Raw genomic sequence first — 19,754 nt, forward strand, 5'->3', positions numbered from 1 at the left:
TCTTTTGTCACTCTAGGCAGAGGAAAAGTAGAAATCAGGGTGAATCAGGGATATAAAAATTGAACTGGTGAGGCTATAAATAATAGATTGAAGTTTAAAAAAACCCAAAGCTAATTGAGGAATAGGAAAAACCGTTAACCAGGGATATATCAGATTAAATAAAGTAAAAGGTTGAATAATCAAACGAAGATTGTTAAGAATGTTCTTCCAGCCATTTCCATTATCCCACCAAGGATGTGAAACAAATTTTGACTCTCGTTGTGATGGAGACTGAAACAGTTGCTCCGAATGCAGACTAACCATTAAATAAGCACTGCAAATAATTTCCCACCATCGCTCAATATCTGGGTAGTGAGTCAGGCGAAAATCTGACCAACCTAATTCATTCTTACTTTGTTTTAACCCGTACTCGACCCAAGTTCTTAAACCGTAAAAATTTCCAACTTCTCTTGGCGTAATGTCTGGATATTTACTCATCACATACCAAGTAGTGTTATCAGGCAAATTTTCTGGATCTGTAGTAATTTGCCAATATCTAAGTTCTCCACGTTTTCCCGGAATAATTTCTCTAATAAATCGATTTTCCCGACTCAAGTCAGAGAATACCCTTTGAAACTTCTGCCACTTTAAATATTGAATATGTTGTCGTGGAAGTATTTCTACATAATGATTTGACCGAATCGCTACTATATAGTTCAAGTTTAGTTCATCTAATACAGATATGAAATTCTTACCACTCTCTCCATATAAGCTATCTGCAAGTACTAAGTTGAATTTAAAACCCATTGATTGTAGCTTTTTTATCAGTATTGCTGCTATTTCTGGTTTAGTGCGGTACTTATCTCCTGCCTGTAATCTTTCCCTGGGTTTATACACTTCAAACAGTAATGGAAATGTCATCCCACAGAAAACACCATATACTGTCACTGCCACAATTCCATTATCTGTTTTTCCCAAATTTCCTATATACTGCCGTTTCACATAATCTGTCTTGCTCCCTTTCTTTTTATCCCCTGTCTCATCAATAATTAAAATGATTGGTCTACCTTTTAGCACTTGTAAAATTAACTCTAACCTTAAGGTTCTTAACTTTTCTATATCCCAAGGTGATGTAGTTAGAAAATGATGCAACCCTTGCTGGTTATCTAATCCTACGATTTTTGCTATTTCTGGCAATGTTTTACGTTTTAGATCAGAAATGCAGCCTACATGGAGATATTTAAAAGCCTCGAAACTCCTAACATCTGGAAACAGACTTTTATACCACTGGCAATATTCGTCCACAAATTTGACTGTTGGTGCGGCTGGACGGGGCTGTACCATGCTCTGTGTCTTGGTTCTAGCATTTTTACCTTATTATACTACTGCCAGAGTGACAAAACAGGGTTAATATCTACCGCCAGCCGACCAATGACCATCACGGGAATCGGGTCTGGCATATTGCGCCGGACTTTACCAGGAGCGGTGGTATTGATGACACTGCCATTTGCTAAACAATAATAGGCGATCGCTTTCTGACCCACCGTTACCACGTAAGTTCTGGAAGCTCCGCTAGCTTCGTTTTTCAAAGCACGTTTTTTTAACCACTCATCCAGTTCGGCATTACCGGAATCAAAGTTTTCTAATTGATGCTCGGCATTGAGAGGTTCTGGAGCCTGAATTTGTTGTTCTTGAGAGCCTGTCACGCCCTACTCCCCCACGCCCTGTTCCCAAGGTGCTTTCTTGGTGAGCAACTTCCGGAGGTTGGCATTGGTGGCAGGTGGCTGATCCAGTAATTCGACAAATTGCTGAAACTTTTCATCATCCAGCATAAACAGCCGCCGATCTAGCAAAACTGCTTCTGCTTCTCGACAGGCGGTCTCCAGCATGAAATCGGAACGGTTCTTGCCCAGGGCTTCTGCTGCTCGGTCAATTAAATCCCGTTGTCCCTGGTGTGCCCTGATGTTGATAGTGACATCACGGTTTTGATGGTTGGACGATCCTGTTTGGGGCTGCATAAATCGCTTGTTTTTCTTTGTCCACACAATGAGTATACAATTTTTGTATATACAATGCCAATACAAAATTGGCGTTCGCAGGGTTTAGCCAGAGAGATTAAAAGCGGGTTTGATTTTGCAAATGCGCTAGCAGTTCCTCACTGGGCGGATTTTCAGCTAGCCACTGCTCGGCCTCATGCCGGAGAATCGGGGAACTGGACTCCCGCATTAGCAGCCGTTGGGCAAGCTGCTCCATTTTTTGACGAAGCACCGGGGGCAAGTGCAGGTCTTCTGCCATACAGTATGTTTTAACCCAGTGTTTCGCTTGGGCGATCGTCTGGAGTTTCAGGCGGGCTGCCTCTCGATGCTGCTCTGGGGTACAGCTGACGGTATTGATAGCAGAATTGCTATCAATACCGTCAGCTGTACCTGTTGATGATTCCGGTTCCTCTGGAGAAGAAACATCAGGGAGAGAAGCAGCTGCGTGAGAAGTGATAGAGGTATCAGGTGCTGATGAGCCTGCATTGCTGACACCTGGGTGTATAGAGACGGGTATAGAAAAGGGTATAGAAACTGGTGGAGAAGTTGGTATAGAAGCTGGTACAGACACAGGTGCTGACTGGAGGTTGATAACAATGTCGCTATCAGCCGAGCTGACAGGTTCTGTGATATTTGGGCTGTGGATGGGTATCCCGATTGTTTCAATGATTGATAAGTCTGATTTATCAAACTTTTGACAGTCGCCGGAATTTGAAAGACATTGGCTTTGCTTATGAATCACTGAAGAATCACAATCGGATTGTTGATTGTGAGAATTAAATTCTGGATTTTTAAATCGTTGATTTTCAGATTGTGGATTTACAGTTTCAAGTAAAATCTCATCTTGAACAAATTGGGGATTATGAGAATTAGATTCTTGGTTTTCAGGTGACTGATTCTCACAGGCCCGATTTTCAGATGTATTTAGAATCTCACGTTGAGAGCTGATGGCGGGCTGACGGCTAACGCCGTCGCTCGCATCAGCCGAAGGTAGATAAAAAACCTTCATTATAGGGGGGGGTGTGTAAATCTGCTGAGTCTGGTGCTGTAACAAGGGTTCCAGGTTTTCGTCAGCTAGCCACGGATCTGGTAATTTTGGGTATTTTTCGGGCTGTAAGGGGGCTATAACTGGCTCTGGAGAAGCATTTACATGCTGTTTGGGGGTAGGGGTGTTTTCTTGCCCTTCGTGCAAAGGATGCCACAACCACAGGTATTCTGGCTTATGGAGTGTAGTTTGGCTCGTCCCCTTCCCGTATTGCTGTTTAGAAGCAGCAATGATTGCTTTGGCACGTTCGCTGGCGGTAGCAGGAAATTTCCCTTGCCCTTTGAGGTTGGCGACAACAGCAGTAATTCGTTCCAAGGTTTCCTGTTGGCGTTGCTGGTTGGGATGCGGGAAAGCAATCAGGTTGTTATTGCCATAACTAGCAGCAAAGTGTTCGCGGTAACTGGCCGAGCGGTTGGGGTAGGAAGGATACGGTGTATAAAATCCTTCACAGCACTTTGCCCATTCGGCAGCACGTCGTTCAATTTCGTGCTGGTGGCGGCAATACTGGTGGTAGCCGGGAGCAGCCAGGGCGGTTGTGACAATGTAGTCAATCAGTTTTAGCCCGCTAAGATTACCAAAAACAATACCATAGCAAGCGATGTCCTTCAGCAGGTCGTTGGTTTGGTGAAAATCTGTCCAGCCTTCCCTGATGCGTTCCAGCAGATCTTGTTGCCACAGAAAGACGGCATTACTCATGCCGTTGTCTGACCAGAACATTTTCTGTTTGCTGGCGGCGGCGATCGCCTGCTGTAATCCCTGATCATCTTGTCCTTGAGCTGACCAATTGGCAGCCCGTAGGAATTTCGCCAGGTCATTACTTTCGATTTGCCAGTCCGCATCTAATATATATGACCCCGCTTGCAGGGGCAGGCGATGGGCTTTGAAACTCGTGGGCTTGTCTTTACTATAGGGTTTGGGATTGGGGAAGATTTCTAACTGCCCGCCCTTGGTCGTGAGTCTGGCTTCCTTCAGGGCCAGCCACACCGCACAGGCCAGAGAAAAGGAATGTATTTCTGAGCCGAAAAAATAATAAATATGAATACCGCCACTGTCACTGCTTTGGATTACCACAGGACGGCATAAGCCGATTTTCTCCAGTGCGGCCAGCACTTTGCCATAGGCTTGAGGGTTGTTATAGGGATGGTATTGGCTGTTACGGTCAATGTCGAGCATGAGATAGCGCGTCCATTTACCAAACTTCAAGCCCAGCAACACATCCGGGTTCAAGTACTGACTCCAGAGGTTTCGCGGCTGGATGGGATAGCGGCTTTCTGTCTGCCAGGCAGGACGCTCACCCTCGCTTGGTACGGGTGCGTAAATAAACCCCCAAGGATGGTAAAAATACTGGAGAAATTTTTGACCCAATATATCTTCTGGCAACAGTCCCTCAAGGGTACTGTATCCTTTTTTCTTCTTTTCTGGCTGCATGACAAAAAATTTCCCATGAAAATTTTTCACCAGCAGCAAGCACTGGAAACAGCGTTGTGATAAACTAATGGCAATGGGAAGGCCAGACTGACTATAATGTCAGCCTGCTTAAAAAGCAGAATGGACTTTTCAGCTTGGTTAGCCGTTATCAGGCTGTTTTATCAGCAGGATCTACCAGAGTCAAACCGAGGCATTAAGAATGCCGTTTTAAGTTTTCCTGGGGGATAAGCATAAAACATAGTCTGCTCGCGGTGTATCAGGGACTAAGGAAGGCACCCTCAGTGTGGAATACAAATCTCTCCTGCTGTATGTGCCTGCTGCGATTCGGGAAAGCACGCGGGAATTGTTTTCAGTCGCCAAACCAAAAGGGCAATTTCCGTGGCAAAATCCCATCAGACAAACAAAAATCTATATGAAATTTATTTGCCTTTTAATAAGGATACTCCCTGACAGAGCTTTTTTATCAGGGAGTTTTGCCTTGTTAAATTTTCTTCAAAAAAATCCTCCTAGAGAAGGATCTCTGATTTTTTAGTCGAATAGAGGCCAGGGTGGTAATAGAGAGAGTTAGCATTGTTCTCGCTGCCATAGATTTTTGCTGACGCTTCATCTCTCTTCTCTCCTCTTGGTTTTGGGTGTCTGTCTGAGCTGATTCAGGTTGAGTCGGTTGAGGACAGACTATAGCAGGTGTCTTTGGTTGAGGCTGTCAGAGATAGGCTTTCTCTGTGGCGACTACAGCCTGTCATCCCTTGCCGTGGTCTGCCTTGGCCTGCCTTGAGAGAGCAGGGGGAGCTGGGGAGGCTGGGGGAACTGGGGGAGAAAAACACTTTTATGCAACGCTGGTGAAACTTGTTCATGGGGGCTGCCTTGTTTTTGACCACAGTGTGCGTAAATGCCGTAATTAAGGCAGTGGCCCCGCAAGCAAGCCGTATCCTCCTGCCGTGGCTGCCGTGTTTGCAGTGTCAGGGTTGCCTTGTTTCTGCTCTACTGCCGTGTGTGGGCTGAGAACAGGGTTTTCGTTAGCTGTTACGGCAACAAGGCAGTGCGGCGGTTTACCAGTCGGCTTTGCACCAGCTATCTGCCCCATCAAAAATCAGCGTTCCGGCTGCCACTAATTCCGCTAGGGCGTGAAAAATCTGCGCGTCCGTGTAACCGGACAAGCGACTGGCTTTTTTCATGTCCCGCAAGGTTTTGGGGGATTGGGCTTTGACGGCATCGAAAAAGGCCAGAACATCTCTAGCGCTGGGGGACAGTTCGGTTGACTGTTCCGCTTGCCTACTCGATTGCACTTTGGCGATCGCGTTTGTGAGTTCCTGCCTTTCAACTATGTTTAAGGAATCCTGGGGCAGTGTTGGTTGGTGGCTGGGGTGGTTGGCATCGGTTAATTCCGGAAAGAAAGTCAGCAGGGTACGGGCGGGATCTGGCTGTCCCGTGAACGGGTTGGTTTCGGTTTTCAGCCACGCTGGGATGGTGCCGATTTCGCCTCTGGGTAAGGGAGTTGCGAAGCTTTCCGGGTCTGCCAGAAAATAGGTTCCGGTGGCCACAGCAATGGAACGGAGAGTGCCAACTTTTTTGGAAGTCGATTCACAGCCAATAAAGGTGACATCGGCTTTGAAGGTGCTGCTCAGTCCACTGGTATTGCCTGTGCCTACCCAAGAAGTCAGGTTTTGACCGTGCAGCACGACGAAAATCTGTGCGCCTTTCTTACTGGCGCGGGACAGCAGAAATCGGATCATCCATTGCTTTTGTTCCGCTTCCAGATAGTCTGACAGGGCGACAGCTTCATCAATGACAATGATGCGGTCGGCGTAGGCCCCTACCGCCGCCTTGTCCATCTCCCGCAAGTAGCGGTACAGTTCCGCCGCGACGGATTTATCTGGTTCGTCCTTTTCGGGGAAACTGTAGGCGCAGATTAGGCGATCGCAGTGGAAGGGATAGAGGTCACATCCAGCACTAAAGTAGTGAACTTTCAGATCGGGAGATAAGGCGCTCTCAAGGATGGCGAGGATTGCCATCAGGGTTCCCTTGCCACCGCGCTGGTTGCCGCAGATAACGGTAATTTGTCTGTCCACGCATTTGGCGAGGTCGAATCCTGCCTGGTGTAACAATTTGATAATCTGTTCGGCGCGTTGGTTGAGTGGTAACGCTAGGAGCGAATCGATATTGATAGGGGTTGAGGGCGTGGATTGCTTGGCAGGTAACGGGGTATCTATTCGCCTTGCTGCGCCGTCTGTTACACCAGGAGGGCTGTCCTTGAGATTAACGGTTGGTGGTTCAGGGAGAGACACCGTTGTCGGCGGCGGCAGGGAAATGATTTTGGGTTGTGGGAGTGCGGTTCTCTGCGCTTGCAGTGCCTGCACAATGCGGTAATTAAGCTGTGGGTCAAGGGACACTGAGGCCAGATGTTGATTTAAACTGGCTTGGTCGGGCAATGCCCCTTTGTAATCTATGTAACGGTCAAGTAACCAGCGATACGCATAAAACCGTTTCCCCGTTTCTACCTGGTCAAGATAGGCACTGAGAGGGGTGTTAAACTCGCGGAGCATGGCAAACTCGTAGCGTTCATATAAATCGAGGTGGAACATCAAATCTGCCAGCTCGTTTTTTTGGCTAAACCAGTCTATCCGCGCTTCGCTGTCCCCCATTGCTGCCAAGAATTCAAAGAAATTGCCGCGTAAAAAGGGAAGGGGGGCGAAGCAGTGCGAATCGTTTAAATCCTGGCCCACCGACCACACATAGCCTACGCCAGCAATCAGCGCCCCAATCGGAGCTAAGGGACTGGTGGCGTAACAGACTGCCCCAACAGCAGTTCCGGCCAGGGTAATCAGTTTGGCAACATTCATCTGTGCCCGTCCCCTCTGTCCTCGGTACAGTAACTGGTCTTGGCGTTCCACCAGCCAGGAAGCGGCATTTCCAGCTTCTAAATGTTCAATGCAGGGGTAATTGTCCCTGAGCCGTGCGGTTTCTCTGGTGGTCAGGGTGGGCAAGGGTTGAGGTGGATTAACTGATTGGGGTGCAATCGGGGTTGAGGGTTCTGGTGGGTGTTGACGATCAAAGAAGTTCATAGTGATTTACTTCCCCAAGTAGACGCTTTGTAACCTCAGCGGAGCCGGAGACGCTCCGCCTCCGATAAAGAGTATGATTGAGGTACGAAATTTTACTTGCTGGTTAATTTCCAAATGCTGTATCCCACCTCGCCAGCGCACATGGTAGCGATGTTATAGGCGAGACAGGCGATAATCTGCCCAGGATTGGTGTAACGGAAGGGGTTGCGACCAGCAAAGGTTGTCACAATATCAAACACCCAGAAGAAAAGGGCGATCGCTCCTCCGGTATGTCGTTCCCGCATCCCGGCGCGTTTATAATCCCCCCAGAGGGCTTGAGATAAATCAATTTTGCCCGTGGGTTTGGCTGGCAGGTTGTACTGGGTGCTGGCTTCAAATTCTACTTTGGCTTGGTCAGGACGCTTGCCGCGTAGGGTTCTAGCTTCCATAATTTGTACGAGGGCGCTGATGCCCACTGATAGCCAGAACAAGGGATTAAAGGGTAAGGTCAGCCATCCGAGCCAGCCGATCCAGGTGCTTTCAAACCACGGTAGTAGAGGTGTTCCTTGAAACATTACCTGCCAGATACCATCCGTACTAAGCAGGGTTCCAGTGAAAAATCCCAGTGCCCCTAAAATTTTTGAGCCGCTTGAGCCTGGAGTAACGAATTGCGCCAGGATGTAGGAAACAAAGCTGACGGGGATGGAGATGATATTTACCAGCCACTGAGCAACAATTTCTACATAGTTAATGACGGATTTTTGCTTTTGTTGCTGTCGGTTGGATGTCGTTTCCTTAGTATCTTTATCAAGCAATGTCATAATTGCTACCTCTGTTTAGGTTTAAGCAAAAAGAAGGGCTGGGGTAGCGAAGAAGTAACAATTAACAACTCTCTTTCCCCCCCTGCTTCCCCAGCACCCTCTGCTCCCCCTGCTCTTTCAGAGGACAGGGGCGTTGTTACAGACATTCTGGTAGTAGTGTTTCCACAACCATTGACGGTTGCGGATTTGACCGATGCATGTACCAGCAGCGTCATAGACAAACACTTCCTCATCCGCTAGCCAGCCAGTAGTATCTGGTTTGGGGTTGCGTCGGGGGGTATCATAGTAGCCGCGAATCTTCAGCTTCTGTCCGTTTGGCAGAACACCTGTTTGTGCTAGTTTGTCGGCGGTTTGTTTACGCTGCTCAATTCTGCTGCGTTCTAATTCTTCACTGTTGCGTAGTTGTGCTTGCTCTAGGAGGTTTTGGGCTTCTAGTTGGGAACTGGCGTTAAACGCCTTGAACTGTGATGGCAGTTTGAAGATTAAGGGGGAAGCGACACACAGCAATCCCAACAGCCCAAAGGTGGCTGGTATTTGATAGCGTGTCATGGGTTGGTAGAAATGGAATGTTCAGGGGCTGGATGTTGACCCAGCCTTCAGTTATTGCTTGCTGTCCCGGTGAATGCTATGCAGGAGATTTTGCTTGATTGACTAAGGCTTCGATGAGGCCCAGCTTGTCACTGGTGGAAAGTTCATCAAGCCGCACCATCGCCTCTTCTACGCTGGCTCTAATGTCATCTTCTTGTTCAGCGCAGACATCTTCTGCCAATTTCACGATCATCCAGAGGCGTTCGGTGTTATTGAGTTTTTGGAACTGCGCTCCCCACGCTTCTTGCATTTCTGCCAGTAATCCTTCGTCCCCTGGGGTGTATGCGGTGTAGTAGCCAATTGGTTTCATGAGATTGCCCTCTCTTGCCCTACTGCAATTTGGCACAATTGATTGGTCAACAAATCCAGCAGGTGTTTGATATGTTGTGGGTGCTGGTAGGCGAACTGCCGATGATTGGACAAACTATTCTGTTGACCCTGATTTAGGGCAGTTACATTTTGTCGCATAATAATAATGATGTCCTTATAGTTTTCGTGCTTGATGAATCTGTAAGGAAACAAGTACCCCTGATTTGGTAGCCAGCCTGGGCAGGGGTGCTATCTTCCTTTGCTCAAATTCGCTCAGGGCGTATGCCAGTTCGTCCAATGCTTGGATAGCATCGCCTATGCGTAAATCGGGGTTATATGTGCCGGAACAGACTAGTTCCAGCACTGTTGAGTCTTGCGCTAAATCATTGATGGATTGGCGAATGTCTGCAATCTGAGCCAAGACATTTGCAGGTGATGGTTGCGGTGTTTGTGCGATCGCGGGTTTTTCTCTGCTGCTGTTGTTGGGTATCATGCGGCCTCCTGTTCAAATAATTCTCCTAATTGGTAGTCCAAACTAAAATCATCGGCTTCTGCGGCAGCCGCTACAGACTCCCCTGCTCTACCCTGCGATATGAAGGAAAAGTTCCGGGCAGAGGGTGAGAAACTCAGCAGCCAGTCCACTAGCCGTCCCAAAGGCATTTTGCGAGTAATACCGTGGGCTAGTTTGTGTTCGTAAAGGGCACGGTTGACCAAGGTTGAGTAATCTATCGGGGTCAATGTCTCTGGGGTTTTTCCTAAAATTCGCTCTGCCTGGGTTTCTAGATATTGTTGTAAATCTTCTTCCAGGCGTACCCGTTTTAGTTCCGCCATGTTATTTACCTCGCTGGTAACGACCTTCGGCAATTCGCTGTAAGCCCAAAGCATTTGCCCAGCAAGCTTCTGGGATGGGGGTAATGCCTGCTTTCTGGAATTTTTCTTGGGCGAAAGGCAAGGCTGCGCCACCACCCCAGGCGACGAGGCTTTGAGCTGCATCCCGCCATTCCTCTACTTCTGCTAAAGCCAAGCGGATGCGGTCATCAAGCCAGGTTTTGAGATGACGGGTGTAGAGATGCTGAAAACTGAAGTTTCGGGTGCCGTACTTCAAACTGTGGTTTTCAATCGCTTGGCGGATTAGTTCGGTGTTACCCGCTTTACCTGTACCGAGGTCTTTCACCAGTTCGACATCGGCGGCGATCTGCTCTAGCAAATCAACACATCCCCCCACTGCCAGCACATTGCGGTGAATAATCTTGCCACTGGGAGCAAACACTGTAGGAATAACGGTGGATGTGCCAAAGTCCAAGGCGATGACATGACCGGAGATGTCAATCAGGGGGTCTGGTTTGTAGGCGGCACAAAAGGCATAGCTGCCAGCTCCTTCAGGCACTACAAGGGAGACTGTGAGAACAACCTGGGTTTTTGGTTTGTCTCGACCGCCAAAACTTACGGTATGGGTGCCACTGGTTTTGGTGGTGACCAGTTCCCGGAACACTTGCGTGTTGTGGCTGCTGAGAACTAAGTGCAGATTCCAGTTTTCTTGGGGGGGTAAGCTTGCTAAAGCACCCAATATCATGTGCAGGACGTATTCGGCTTTGAGCGCTGGGTTATCGCTGAGTTTGATATGGGAGGTGGGGGCTTTCCAGGCGGCAAGGCTTCCTGTTAAATACTGTCTGCCTTTCAAATCTTGGCGGCTACCGTCGTGATAGAAAAAATGTCCGCCTTCGGGTGAGGTCAGTTCGTCGTGGAGTTCCTCGCGGACTTCGACGATTTTGGCAGGGGTGCGGACACGCTGTTGTGCTGTGCCAGTGCCGAGGGCGAGTTTTAGTAAGCCAGCACCTGTATCTACCCCGGTGGAGATCATTGAGCTGGTTTGTCCGTTTGCAGCTTTCTTTGGCTGCATCAATATCATGTGTTTTACCTCTCTGTTATGGAAATATCTGCGCTTTCTTCTACAAAGCGCTGTCTTTTATTGGCTGAAAAGCTCTGTCACGCCAATCTGGTCTGTTTTTCCTATGACGTGGGATATTTTGGTCTGATGTCCATCACTTTAGCACACATCAGTTTGATTTTTATCACACTGATAAAAATTGAGAGTAATTACGGTGATGTGCGTAAAATGGATGGCATGATCGACAAAAAGACCCAATCTGGCAAAGATCGCCTCAATGTAGATATTCGAGGTTTGCGGGAAGCGCTTGAAGCAGTTGCTGATGCTGAGGAGCGCTCTCTTTCCAATGCTGCACGAATTCTCTTGATTGAAGCACTGATGGCGCGTGGTCTAAAAATTGACAAGCCTGATGCTGCGCTATGTGTCAGCAATGACGATACTATCCATTCTGTGGTTAAACGGAATATCAATAAGCTAAAAATTGCCGGCATCAAGAATCTTAAAGCTCTTGCAAACGGTGAAGTTCTGCCAACTAGAGCAGATTTCGTTAAAATTGCCTCTGCCCTAGAACTAACCGATCTAGAACAGCGTGAATTGTGGCAACGTACTTTCAACAACCTCAATGAGGATGAGTTGCCAGATGAATCTTCTTAAGAAATTTGAAAACCGTCAGATTGGGATTGAGGAAATGAGCAATTCCCGGAAACGTACTACTATTGACCTTTCTGTTGTTGGCGATCGCATTGAGCAGCTTCGCCATGACTCTGCATGGAAGGCTTTAACCCTATTAAAAAAAGTTCTAGTTATTCTAGTGAACTGACACGCCTAAAATGATGCAATAGATTTTTGATGAAGTTGATATAAATCAATGCTTTCTCGTTTTTCCTAATGCACCAAATTAGCTGTGTCAGTCCACTAGAACAGAAAAAAGAGTGAATTTGATTAAAACCCACATTCCATACGTAGAGAACTATACAGAGTAATAATCCGCACGTCGGAAACCGCCTCTTACTCTGCCAAATTCACTAAGCCCAAAATACAAGACATTCTGGTACGGTTGGGAAGGAGTGACATCTGACATTAACTGTACTCTGCCAAGATTTTCAAAAAGTGACGCAAATTTACACAGTGTAACAGCATCATCAGCAATATAATCCGATCCTAAGTCAGAACTAGCTACTCTCAGTAAAGAAGCGTGTTTTTCAATACGTTTTTGGGCCGTCTTGACATCTTTTTCATAAAGGTCATCAAGTACATAAAAAGCTACTTCACTTGTCCATAATGCCAGGGAATGTTCAACAACTAAATCTGGTGCTAAATTGCCTGCAAACGCTAATGCAAATTCTGGCTTCTGACTCTTACGAGCAAACGTATCTACATATTGCACTGTTGCTTTGCCAACAGGCATTTGGCTTTTTTCTTCAGGTATACCAAGCTCAAAAACTAACCAGTATGTTTCACCAACAGCTAAATCTGGAACAAAAATTTTGATTCCTTCTTCTTCCGTTATTAAATCAGCTTCTGATGTAACCCCAAACTCTTCTTCTGCATTCTTTTTTGCTTCCTGAGCATCTTCTATTACAGCAGCCCTTTTTGCAGGTTCTGTAATTAAATCATGACCATACAAGTAAAGAATCTCAATATCTCGTCCAATATCTACTTTAATTTGAACATTAAGAGCTGCTAAATGCTCTCTTCTGTGCAATTCCTCTTGAAGGCTGTTTTTAATATCATCGATATCCCTTACAAAAGTAGATTTACCACCCGTTAAGCCTGCTAGGGCATCAAGTTCCTTAGTATTAGCATCTGACCCAAATGCAAATGTTGATAAGCGGATATTTCCGCGTGTTTTAGAATTATTTCCGCGTATTTTAGAATCTATATTTTGTCTAATTTTAATCCAGTTGGTTTCTCCCGACATTGGATTTCCATCTGAAAATAAATATATATGATTCAAAGTATTATTATTTCCGTAACGATTTATCTCGTCTATACCAAACGATAATGCTACGTTAATATCTGTTCCGCCATCTGCGATCATACCACTGATAATTTGACTAAAATTATCAAAATTAATTTTACTAATACGGGTTGCTTTTAATAAAGTTTTAGGCTGTGTATCAAAAGTAATAATTCCAATCACATCATCATCTTTCATCCTTTGAAATAATTCTTTGATTGAAGACTTAACATCATTCAATTTGTCCCCGAACATCGAGCCACTCGTATCTATAACAAAAATATAATTAGCCGATGGTGCTTTGTTTTTAGGATGATCTGATGGAGCAAGATCTGAGGTTTTCAAAGCAATTTCTAAATAATGTGTAGCTCGTTCATCACGCTTTTGGCTCAGCTGAATTGGAGCAATTCCATAGCTAACTGCTAGAGATTGTCCAGCTTCAGGGGAGGGGACTCGCTCACTATTGATAAAATCATCGAAGCGAATATTCCTTTGGTCAATCAATTCTCCTTGGTCTATTAAGTCTTTTATCCCAACATTTAGTCTAGTTCCAAATTGATTATTTCTTCTTATAAATAAGCCATCATGGGGCAAAGATTGGGTTTTTGGATTAAATTGAAAATCATAACCAGCATCATCCTGATAATATTTTCCTGAGTAAGAATCTGCTGATAATTCATATTGTGGTGAACATGCTGGTACGTGGATGTCAAAGTCACAGTCAAAGCCAGAAGAAGATCCTATTAATGAATTTTTTATTTGACCACTTCCACTTAATGAATTTTTTATTTGACCACTTCCACTACCAAGTGAATATGTTTGAATATTACAACAATCTTCTGTTATGTAAAAATCTAAACCCGGAACAAATTGTAATAATATTTCTTCATTTAGTGCAGGTTCCCAGTATTCATAAATACTTCTGGCTGTAGATTCAGAAACTTTAAATAATAAACCAAGAGTTCTAAATTCTAAACTAAAATTTGCTCCAACAAAAAGAGATAACAATATTTCTGCTTCTACAGCATATTTTAATTCATTTAATTTTTTGTCTCGTTGAACGAGCATTACTATTCTATTTTTATTTGTTAAGTCATCTTGATCGCGTAATATTATTTCTGATATCAATCCCTGCAATTCTTCATAGCTTCTGCCTAGCAAATACTGTGTTTCCTCAGGATGTTCTTGAATATATTCCCAAATAGTTTGATTGGGGTGGATCGTAATATATTCTTCAATGCGTTCAATAATGCGTTCAATATTTGTCATAATTTAATACCATCAAATATAGATTAAGTTTTTGAATATTTAAAACTATACAATTTTCCCATCATCTATGGAAATTGGGCATTTTTTCTCTAATTCATAACTAGTTAAAACTATTGATGAAAATAAATTTTCTTTCTCCAAACAGTCCAACCAGCAATTTAGTTCATCGTACATACCATAAATTTGACTGGCTATGATTTTAGCTTCTCCCCTGTAATTACCACCCATCAACAACAAAATTTTAATCTGCAACACCAAACTAGATAGATGACCTTCATTCAGTTGCAAAGCTTTACGGATATACTCAAGCGCAACTGGTTTATTATCTTTAGCTATAGCTACTCGGGCTTTCCAATACCAAGACTCTGGTGATTGACTGTCAAGTCTCTTAGCTTCATCAAATTTTTCTTCGGCTTGAGCGAATTTTTTGTTTTTTAATAATTCATAGCCTTCCAATATCAACTGATTTTGAGGTTTTACACCCTTAATTTCTCTCTCTCGCTCCTGAATTCTTTGTTTGATTTCTTTAATATCTTTTTCTAATTTGCGCTGCTTGCGTAGCTCATCTTCATTACGTAGTTCATCTTCTAGCTCCTTGAGCAAGCCATAATCTTTCTCAAGTTCTTCTTCTTCATGTTGACGCAGATTCAATCCTTACCTCCTTCGTAGCTTAGTTACTAATTGCTGCCAAGCTGACTTGATGTTGAACCCGCTTCCTAATTCCAACTCACCTTCGTATTCCACAAGCAGAGGAATAATAGGCAATGTGATTTTCAATTTGTGTTTAGCATCCAATTCCGGATCTTTAATAATTTTTTCAGCGATAGCAGCTTGACTTGGTGGTAAAGAAGGCAGACGTTCATCCAGAACTGCCAGCATCTGCTGCATCTCTGCTTCCGAAACCATGTTGTTATCCAATGCTTGTAGTAAGTTTTCGGTCAGAACTAATTGCGTCTGGTTGAGTTCTTTGGTAATAGAGCCAATAATAGTTTTTTCGGAAGCGTTATAGCGATCCAATATTTGAAGTTGTTTTTTATAAATTGCAATTTGCCCTGATAGTAAAACGTTTATTTTGTCATCCATCTGCTGTAATTGCCTGCCCACATCATGCACTTGGGTAGGTTCCTTGTCTATTAACTTCTGCTTTAGCTCAGAATACTCCTGCTGATAGCGATCAATAGACTTTCGCTGCCGCTCAATTTCTCTTTCATACCTACCCATAGCACGAGGGTCACTTGCAAACGCTAATTCATCATCGTATTGCTTAAGTAGTTCCCGGTCTCTATCAATATTACTTTCTAGATCTTTTAGTCTTTTTTCGTAAAAATCCAATAATTCCATAGGTATTAGTTCTTAGTTCCTAGAATAAACAGGGAGCTAAAAGGAAAATTTATAGCTATTGCTACGATAGTAGACAATATTTTGAAGATTGTGTGTTAAAGCTTGTTAATACTTCCATTTTGTAGTTATTTCCTCGGTTTGCCCCTCAACGAAAACATTGACTCGGATCATCGTGAAGGTCTCCCGCCCAAGACGTTCTTCTTCCACAACTCACCCAAACTATAATCTTCAAGCCATTCTGACAAATCCTGCCGAGCCAATCTGCGAAGCGATGATTGTCCTCCCAATCGATCAACAACAATTACATCCGCAGCATCAAATTCATTGAGCAGTTCCACAGACTGGGTTGAAACAATAACCTGTTTAGGAACAGTCTTGATCAAGGATGCCAAAATAGTTATGGCATAAGGATGAAGCCCCAGTTCCGGCTCATCCACCAAAATTGTCTCCGGCTGAAGCTCTTCCGGTTGCAAAAAAACCGTTGCCAGACACATAAAACGCAGCGTGCCATCCGAAAGTAGATGTGCCTTAAAGGGAATATCCTGACCCCGCTCGTACCATTCCAGTTCAATAACTTCTTTATTTTGTGGGGAAGGACGCAGGTAAAAGTCCCCAAAGAACGGAGCAACAAGCCGGATAGTTTTGACGATTTTCTGATAGTTTGCTGGGTAGCTGTCACGCAATAAATATAGAAAGGCTGCAAGATTTCGCGCATCAGGACGCAGATAAATATTGTCATTAATACCATGCGGCTGTTTTACATAAGCACTATCGCTAGTGTCATGGAAATGATACACGCGCCACTGTTGCATAATAGGCACGACATAGCTATCAATTTTTGTCCCCGTACCGCTTAAAGCTAACGTCTCAAAATGACCCTTACCTATTTCACGTTCACCACTCATGTTCCACCAGAAGGACTCAGAAGCGAACATCAGGCGGTTATCCTGGGTTGGTTCAAGGGTAGCAAAGTATCCATTATTGCCGAAGTATAACTGAAACTTTAGTTGTTCCGTTGTTTTGCGCCCAAAATGCAATAGCGCATCAGGGCCACCCTGGCGACTGACAAAAACTTGCAGGTTCTGCTCAAGCAACTGCCCCACCATGCGGAAGAAGTCGATAAAATTGGATTTTCCCGCTCCATTAGCACCAATCAAAACATTAAGTTTGTCAAGTTCAAGGTCACATTGGGCGATAGACTTGAAACCTCTTAAAACTATTCTTGATAGTTGTTTATCACCAATATTCCCAGTCATCGAACAGTCTCCCAATATCCGGGCTTATTATCTGCTGGCTTTATTACTCTACCTGACAACCAAAGACTCATGTAGCGCTGCGATCGCCTAAGTAAGTTTTCCCCAGAACTAAACCAACTATCCCTCTGTCTCCCTGTTCCCTGTACTGAATCAGTGCGAGCGCTCCTTTTCATCCTTAATCCACGCGATCGCCTTGGCTTTTGTATATTCGATTGAACCTTGTTCTAAAGCGAAGAGAAGCTCTTTCGGCAGATTCAGCAAAGGTAGCCGATTTTTCACATGGAATTCCCAAGTCATTTTGCCCAAAGAAGCCAGAACCTGCTCTACGACAGTCATTTTCTTGGGCATAACGTTATGCCCAGATTTATCTGCCGCGTGCTTCATTTAAAACAAGCTATGAAAGCCCGTCAATCAATTTAAAAAAGCATACATTACCTTGCGAGATAAGCTTAAAACTAATACAAAAGTACCTCTATCTTTAGGTATAAATATAAAATTTTTTGCGTAAATTATTATTACCCGATGGTTATGTTATTAATCCTTGCCAAAAAAAGGTCGAAAATGACTATTTTAGCTGCTAAAAATTATTGAGGATTATTTATGGAACCTATTTCTATGATTATTGCGGCTTTAGGTGCTGGTGCGATCGCGGCTGCTAAAGATACCGCAGGAACGGCTGTGAAAGATGCCTATCTGGGGTTGAAAACCTTGATCAAGAAGAAGTTTGAAGGCGATGTTCTGGGACAAGCAATGGTAGATGCTAAACCAGAAGAAATCAAGCAAGCTGAAGGTTTGTTGAAAGATAAAATTACCAAATCAGGAGCCGACCAAGATCAGGAAATCATTAATCTAGCTCAGGATTTACTCGAAAAAATTAAAGAACAACCTGGGGGACAGCAAATAATCAATCAAACTCAAACCAACACCATGAGTGGAAATACTGTTGGTGGAAATGTCAACTTTGCACCTGTTCAGCAAGGTTAAGGATATCAGTACTATGGGCGAGTTAGTTGCAAATCATACATCTCAAGAACAGGATAATCTCTTAAAGGATACTAGTGTTGGGGGTGATTTGACTTTCGCTCCTGTACAGATAATCAACTATTATTATCGAGAAGAAGCAAAATTAGTCCTGTCTGATTCTACAGATGCTGATGAATATCTCCCCTGCCCTTATCGGGGGTTGTTTCATTTTGGCCCCAATGATGCGGATGTGTTCTTTGGGCGAGAAATCTTTATCGAAGAAATTTCAGTAGACCTAAAAGTTTTGCGATCGCTAAAAAATGGTAGCTTACGATACATTTTTTGAGGGAAATATACAAAAGCTGAGAGTTTAGCTCAATGATAAGATTACTTTATAAATTAGCATCCAAAAATCAACCAAGATTCAGCCAGATGGTAAACACACTTCGCTCTTTACCCCATAGTTGCGGTCTACAGCTTGACGTAAAAATTCAAGCATCTGTTTGAGGGTAAATAGATGAGAAAAAACTTGTCTAGTACTTCTTTTTAAACGGCTAAGATAATGCCATACTAGATAAATCCAAACGTTAATAATTAAAAACGCCAAAGCTACAAACAGAAGTCTAATTGTTGGATTTTTGATAGTTGTTTTAATGCGGCATTGATTTTTCATCCGATAGCTACTTTCAATTCCGAAACGAAGACGATAGTCATCATGTATTGAATGTAATGACAGCTTAACTTTATAAACAGCGTAAATAAAAAACTCCCGCCCATGCGCTCGTCTTTTACCATTTTTATATGTACAAACTATCCACACATTAAAAGTAACTGAGCCATATTTATCGCTGTTTAAAGTATAACTAGTCTTATAACTACGCCGCCCTCTAATTAATTGTCTAGTTCCGCCATGTTTGCCTCGAACAATAACTGGCATTTCAAATGGGATATCCAAAGCTTGTAACCATCTAATTACAGGTACACAGAAGAATTCTCTGTCTAAATATAATCGTTCTATTTTCAGATTCAAAGGTTCAATCAGTGCTAAAAGATAAGTGATAATCGCTGCCTTAGTATTTTGTTGTTGAATAGCTTTAATAGCTAAGGTGACTCGTTTATTTTTCTTAATTACATAGACAGTAGCGTAAGCATAAAAAGAACAAGTGCCACTTTTAGCTTGACTTCTATAAATATATGGGGCTTCCGATGGTGATGGTTCACCATAATAAGGAATTAAGTTAAAATCAATAGCTATTTTTTGCTTCCCCTGTCGAATTCCTTCTGGTAAACGGCTTTGTAGTGCTGTATTTAAGTCTAATTCTAGAGATTTTAAATCTGAATATTTATCTAAATGGTAACGAATATCGTTGCTTGTCGGAACATTTTTTAAGACTTTGGTTGTGTTTTCAATACTATCCCTTTGGGTGGCTGCTCGAATTAAAATTTCAAAGATATTTTGTTGTTCACATTTACCTTGAGTAGGAATTGGAATATGTTCTGTTAAACAGTTAACTACTTCATTTAAGGTTTTACTATCAGTTAAAACTGGCTCTCTTGAACTCATAGCCAAACTAAATAATCCTCAATTTTGCTTCTTTACCTCCATACTTTACAAAAATTGCATACTACAGATCCAGAACTATGTTTTGGTGGGCGCGTTACCCTTAACTTTTTCGGTGATTAATGAGTTTTACTTATTTATGGCTGCTCAAGGAGTTTTCTAAAAAATGTATCTAATAATACGGTTTTTTTGACAACAGTCAGTTTTATAGGTATGCTCTGTGCGCGATCGCAGAACTTTTAGGTCTACTGAATTTAAAAAAGCATCCA

20 protein-coding genes and 1 pseudogene are annotated in these 19,754 nt (G+C 43.6%); 4 read left to right on the top strand and 17 right to left on the bottom strand.

The window, feature by feature from the left end; genetic code table 11:
• Positions 1–12 precede the first annotated feature (12 nt).
• The 11 genes and pseudogenes from HG267_RS39820 to HG267_RS39870 all read right to left on the bottom strand — a co-directional run bounded on the left by HG267_RS39820 (position 13) and on the right by HG267_RS39870 (position 11,108).
• Positions 13–1,323, bottom strand: a complete 1,311-nt coding sequence (locus tag HG267_RS39820) for an IS701 family transposase (protein ID WP_096621593.1) — start codon at positions 1,321–1,323, stop codon at positions 13–15.
• A 62-nt stretch (positions 1,324–1,385) separates the two neighbouring features.
• Positions 1,386–1,685 (bottom strand): annotated as a pseudogene (locus HG267_RS39825) (GNAT family N-acetyltransferase); the annotation flags it as partial.
• Positions 1,686–1,688: 3 nt separating this feature from the next.
• Entirely contained in the window at positions 1,689–1,997 is a 309-nt protein-coding gene (locus HG267_RS39830) for a DUF1778 domain-containing protein (RefSeq protein WP_045874275.1), read from the bottom strand.
• Positions 1,998–2,094: 97 nt separating this feature from the next.
• Positions 2,095–4,488, bottom strand: a complete 2,394-nt coding sequence (locus HG267_RS39835) for a hypothetical protein (protein WP_045874274.1) — start codon at positions 4,486–4,488, stop codon at positions 2,095–2,097.
• A 1,049-nt stretch (positions 4,489–5,537) separates the two neighbouring features.
• Positions 5,538–7,550, bottom strand: a complete 2,013-nt coding sequence (locus tag HG267_RS39840; RefSeq protein ID WP_052335428.1) for a hypothetical protein — start codon at positions 7,548–7,550, stop codon at positions 5,538–5,540.
• A 92-nt stretch (positions 7,551–7,642) separates the two neighbouring features.
• The gene (locus HG267_RS39845; RefSeq protein ID WP_045874273.1) at positions 7,643–8,350 is read right to left on the bottom strand and encodes a hypothetical protein; all 708 of its coding nucleotides are present in this window, start codon (positions 8,348–8,350) and stop codon (positions 7,643–7,645) included.
• Positions 8,351–8,467: 117 nt separating this feature from the next.
• Positions 8,468–8,899 (bottom strand): hypothetical protein, encoded by a 432-nt coding sequence (locus HG267_RS39850; protein ID WP_045874272.1) that lies wholly within the window; start codon positions 8,897–8,899, stop codon positions 8,468–8,470.
• Between the two features lie 76 nt (positions 8,900–8,975).
• Complete coding sequence (locus HG267_RS39855; protein WP_235623133.1) at positions 8,976–9,284, bottom strand: hypothetical protein; 309 nt, start codon at positions 9,282–9,284, stop codon at positions 8,976–8,978.
• A gap of 138 nt (positions 9,285–9,422) precedes the next feature.
• The gene (locus HG267_RS39860) at positions 9,423–9,740 is read right to left on the bottom strand and encodes a hypothetical protein (RefSeq protein ID WP_045874270.1); all 318 of its coding nucleotides are present in this window, start codon (positions 9,738–9,740) and stop codon (positions 9,423–9,425) included.
• Positions 9,737–10,078 (bottom strand): hypothetical protein, encoded by a 342-nt coding sequence (locus HG267_RS39865; protein ID WP_045874269.1) that lies wholly within the window; start codon positions 10,076–10,078, stop codon positions 9,737–9,739. The genes HG267_RS39860 and HG267_RS39865 overlap by 4 nt, the downstream gene beginning before the upstream one ends.
• Before the next feature lies 1 nt (position 10,079).
• Complete coding sequence (locus tag HG267_RS39870; RefSeq protein WP_155539640.1) at positions 10,080–11,108, bottom strand: ParM/StbA family protein; 1,029 nt, start codon at positions 11,106–11,108, stop codon at positions 10,080–10,082.
• Positions 11,109–11,174: 66 nt separating this feature from the next.
• Between HG267_RS39870 and HG267_RS39875 the strand changes: the two genes are divergently transcribed.
• Both HG267_RS39875 and HG267_RS39880 read left to right on the top strand, forming a co-directional pair.
• Positions 11,175–11,789, top strand: a complete 615-nt coding sequence (locus HG267_RS39875; protein WP_052335427.1) for a hypothetical protein — start codon at positions 11,175–11,177, stop codon at positions 11,787–11,789.
• Positions 11,776–11,955 carry a hypothetical protein gene (locus tag HG267_RS39880; protein ID WP_045874267.1) on the top strand — a complete coding sequence of 60 codons (180 nt, stop codon included), beginning with the start codon at positions 11,776–11,778 and terminating at the stop codon, positions 11,953–11,955. The genes HG267_RS39875 and HG267_RS39880 overlap by 14 nt, the downstream gene beginning before the upstream one ends.
• Before the next feature lie 150 nt (positions 11,956–12,105).
• On the opposite strand, the gene HG267_RS39885 is transcribed toward HG267_RS39880, so the two are convergent.
• The 5 genes from HG267_RS39885 to HG267_RS39905 all read right to left on the bottom strand — a co-directional run bounded on the left by HG267_RS39885 (position 12,106) and on the right by HG267_RS39905 (position 17,345).
• Complete coding sequence (locus tag HG267_RS39885; RefSeq protein ID WP_045874266.1) at positions 12,106–14,364, bottom strand: vWA domain-containing protein; 2,259 nt, start codon at positions 14,362–14,364, stop codon at positions 12,106–12,108.
• A 45-nt stretch (positions 14,365–14,409) separates the two neighbouring features.
• Complete coding sequence (locus HG267_RS39890) at positions 14,410–15,015, bottom strand: hypothetical protein (protein WP_045874265.1); 606 nt, start codon at positions 15,013–15,015, stop codon at positions 14,410–14,412.
• Positions 15,016–15,018: 3 nt separating this feature from the next.
• Positions 15,019–15,705, bottom strand: a complete 687-nt coding sequence (locus tag HG267_RS39895; RefSeq protein WP_045874264.1) for a hypothetical protein — start codon at positions 15,703–15,705, stop codon at positions 15,019–15,021.
• Positions 15,706–15,872: 167 nt separating this feature from the next.
• On the bottom strand, positions 15,873–16,961 hold the full coding sequence (locus HG267_RS39900; protein ID WP_045874263.1) for an AAA family ATPase: 1,089 nt from the start codon (positions 16,959–16,961) through the stop codon (positions 15,873–15,875).
• Between the two features lie 150 nt (positions 16,962–17,111).
• On the bottom strand, positions 17,112–17,345 hold the full coding sequence (locus HG267_RS39905) for a hypothetical protein (protein ID WP_228045363.1): 234 nt from the start codon (positions 17,343–17,345) through the stop codon (positions 17,112–17,114).
• A 216-nt stretch (positions 17,346–17,561) separates the two neighbouring features.
• Between HG267_RS39905 and HG267_RS39910 the strand changes: the two genes are divergently transcribed.
• Complete coding sequence (locus HG267_RS39910) at positions 17,562–17,945, top strand: hypothetical protein (protein WP_045874261.1); 384 nt, start codon at positions 17,562–17,564, stop codon at positions 17,943–17,945.
• A gap of 13 nt (positions 17,946–17,958) precedes the next feature.
• The gene (locus tag HG267_RS39915) at positions 17,959–18,270 is read left to right on the top strand and encodes a hypothetical protein (protein ID WP_045874260.1); all 312 of its coding nucleotides are present in this window, start codon (positions 17,959–17,961) and stop codon (positions 18,268–18,270) included.
• A 78-nt stretch (positions 18,271–18,348) separates the two neighbouring features.
• On the opposite strand, the gene HG267_RS39920 is transcribed toward HG267_RS39915, so the two are convergent.
• A complete protein-coding gene (locus tag HG267_RS39920) occupies positions 18,349–19,488 on the bottom strand; it encodes an ISH3 family transposase (RefSeq protein WP_228045834.1) in 1,140 nt (379 codons plus the stop codon).
• Positions 19,489–19,754: the final 266 nt, after the last annotated feature.

It is taken from the genome of Tolypothrix sp. PCC 7601 (assembly GCF_025677855.1).
GTDB classification, from domain to species: domain Bacteria; phylum Cyanobacteriota; class Cyanobacteriia; order Cyanobacteriales; family Nostocaceae; genus Aulosira; species Aulosira diplosiphon.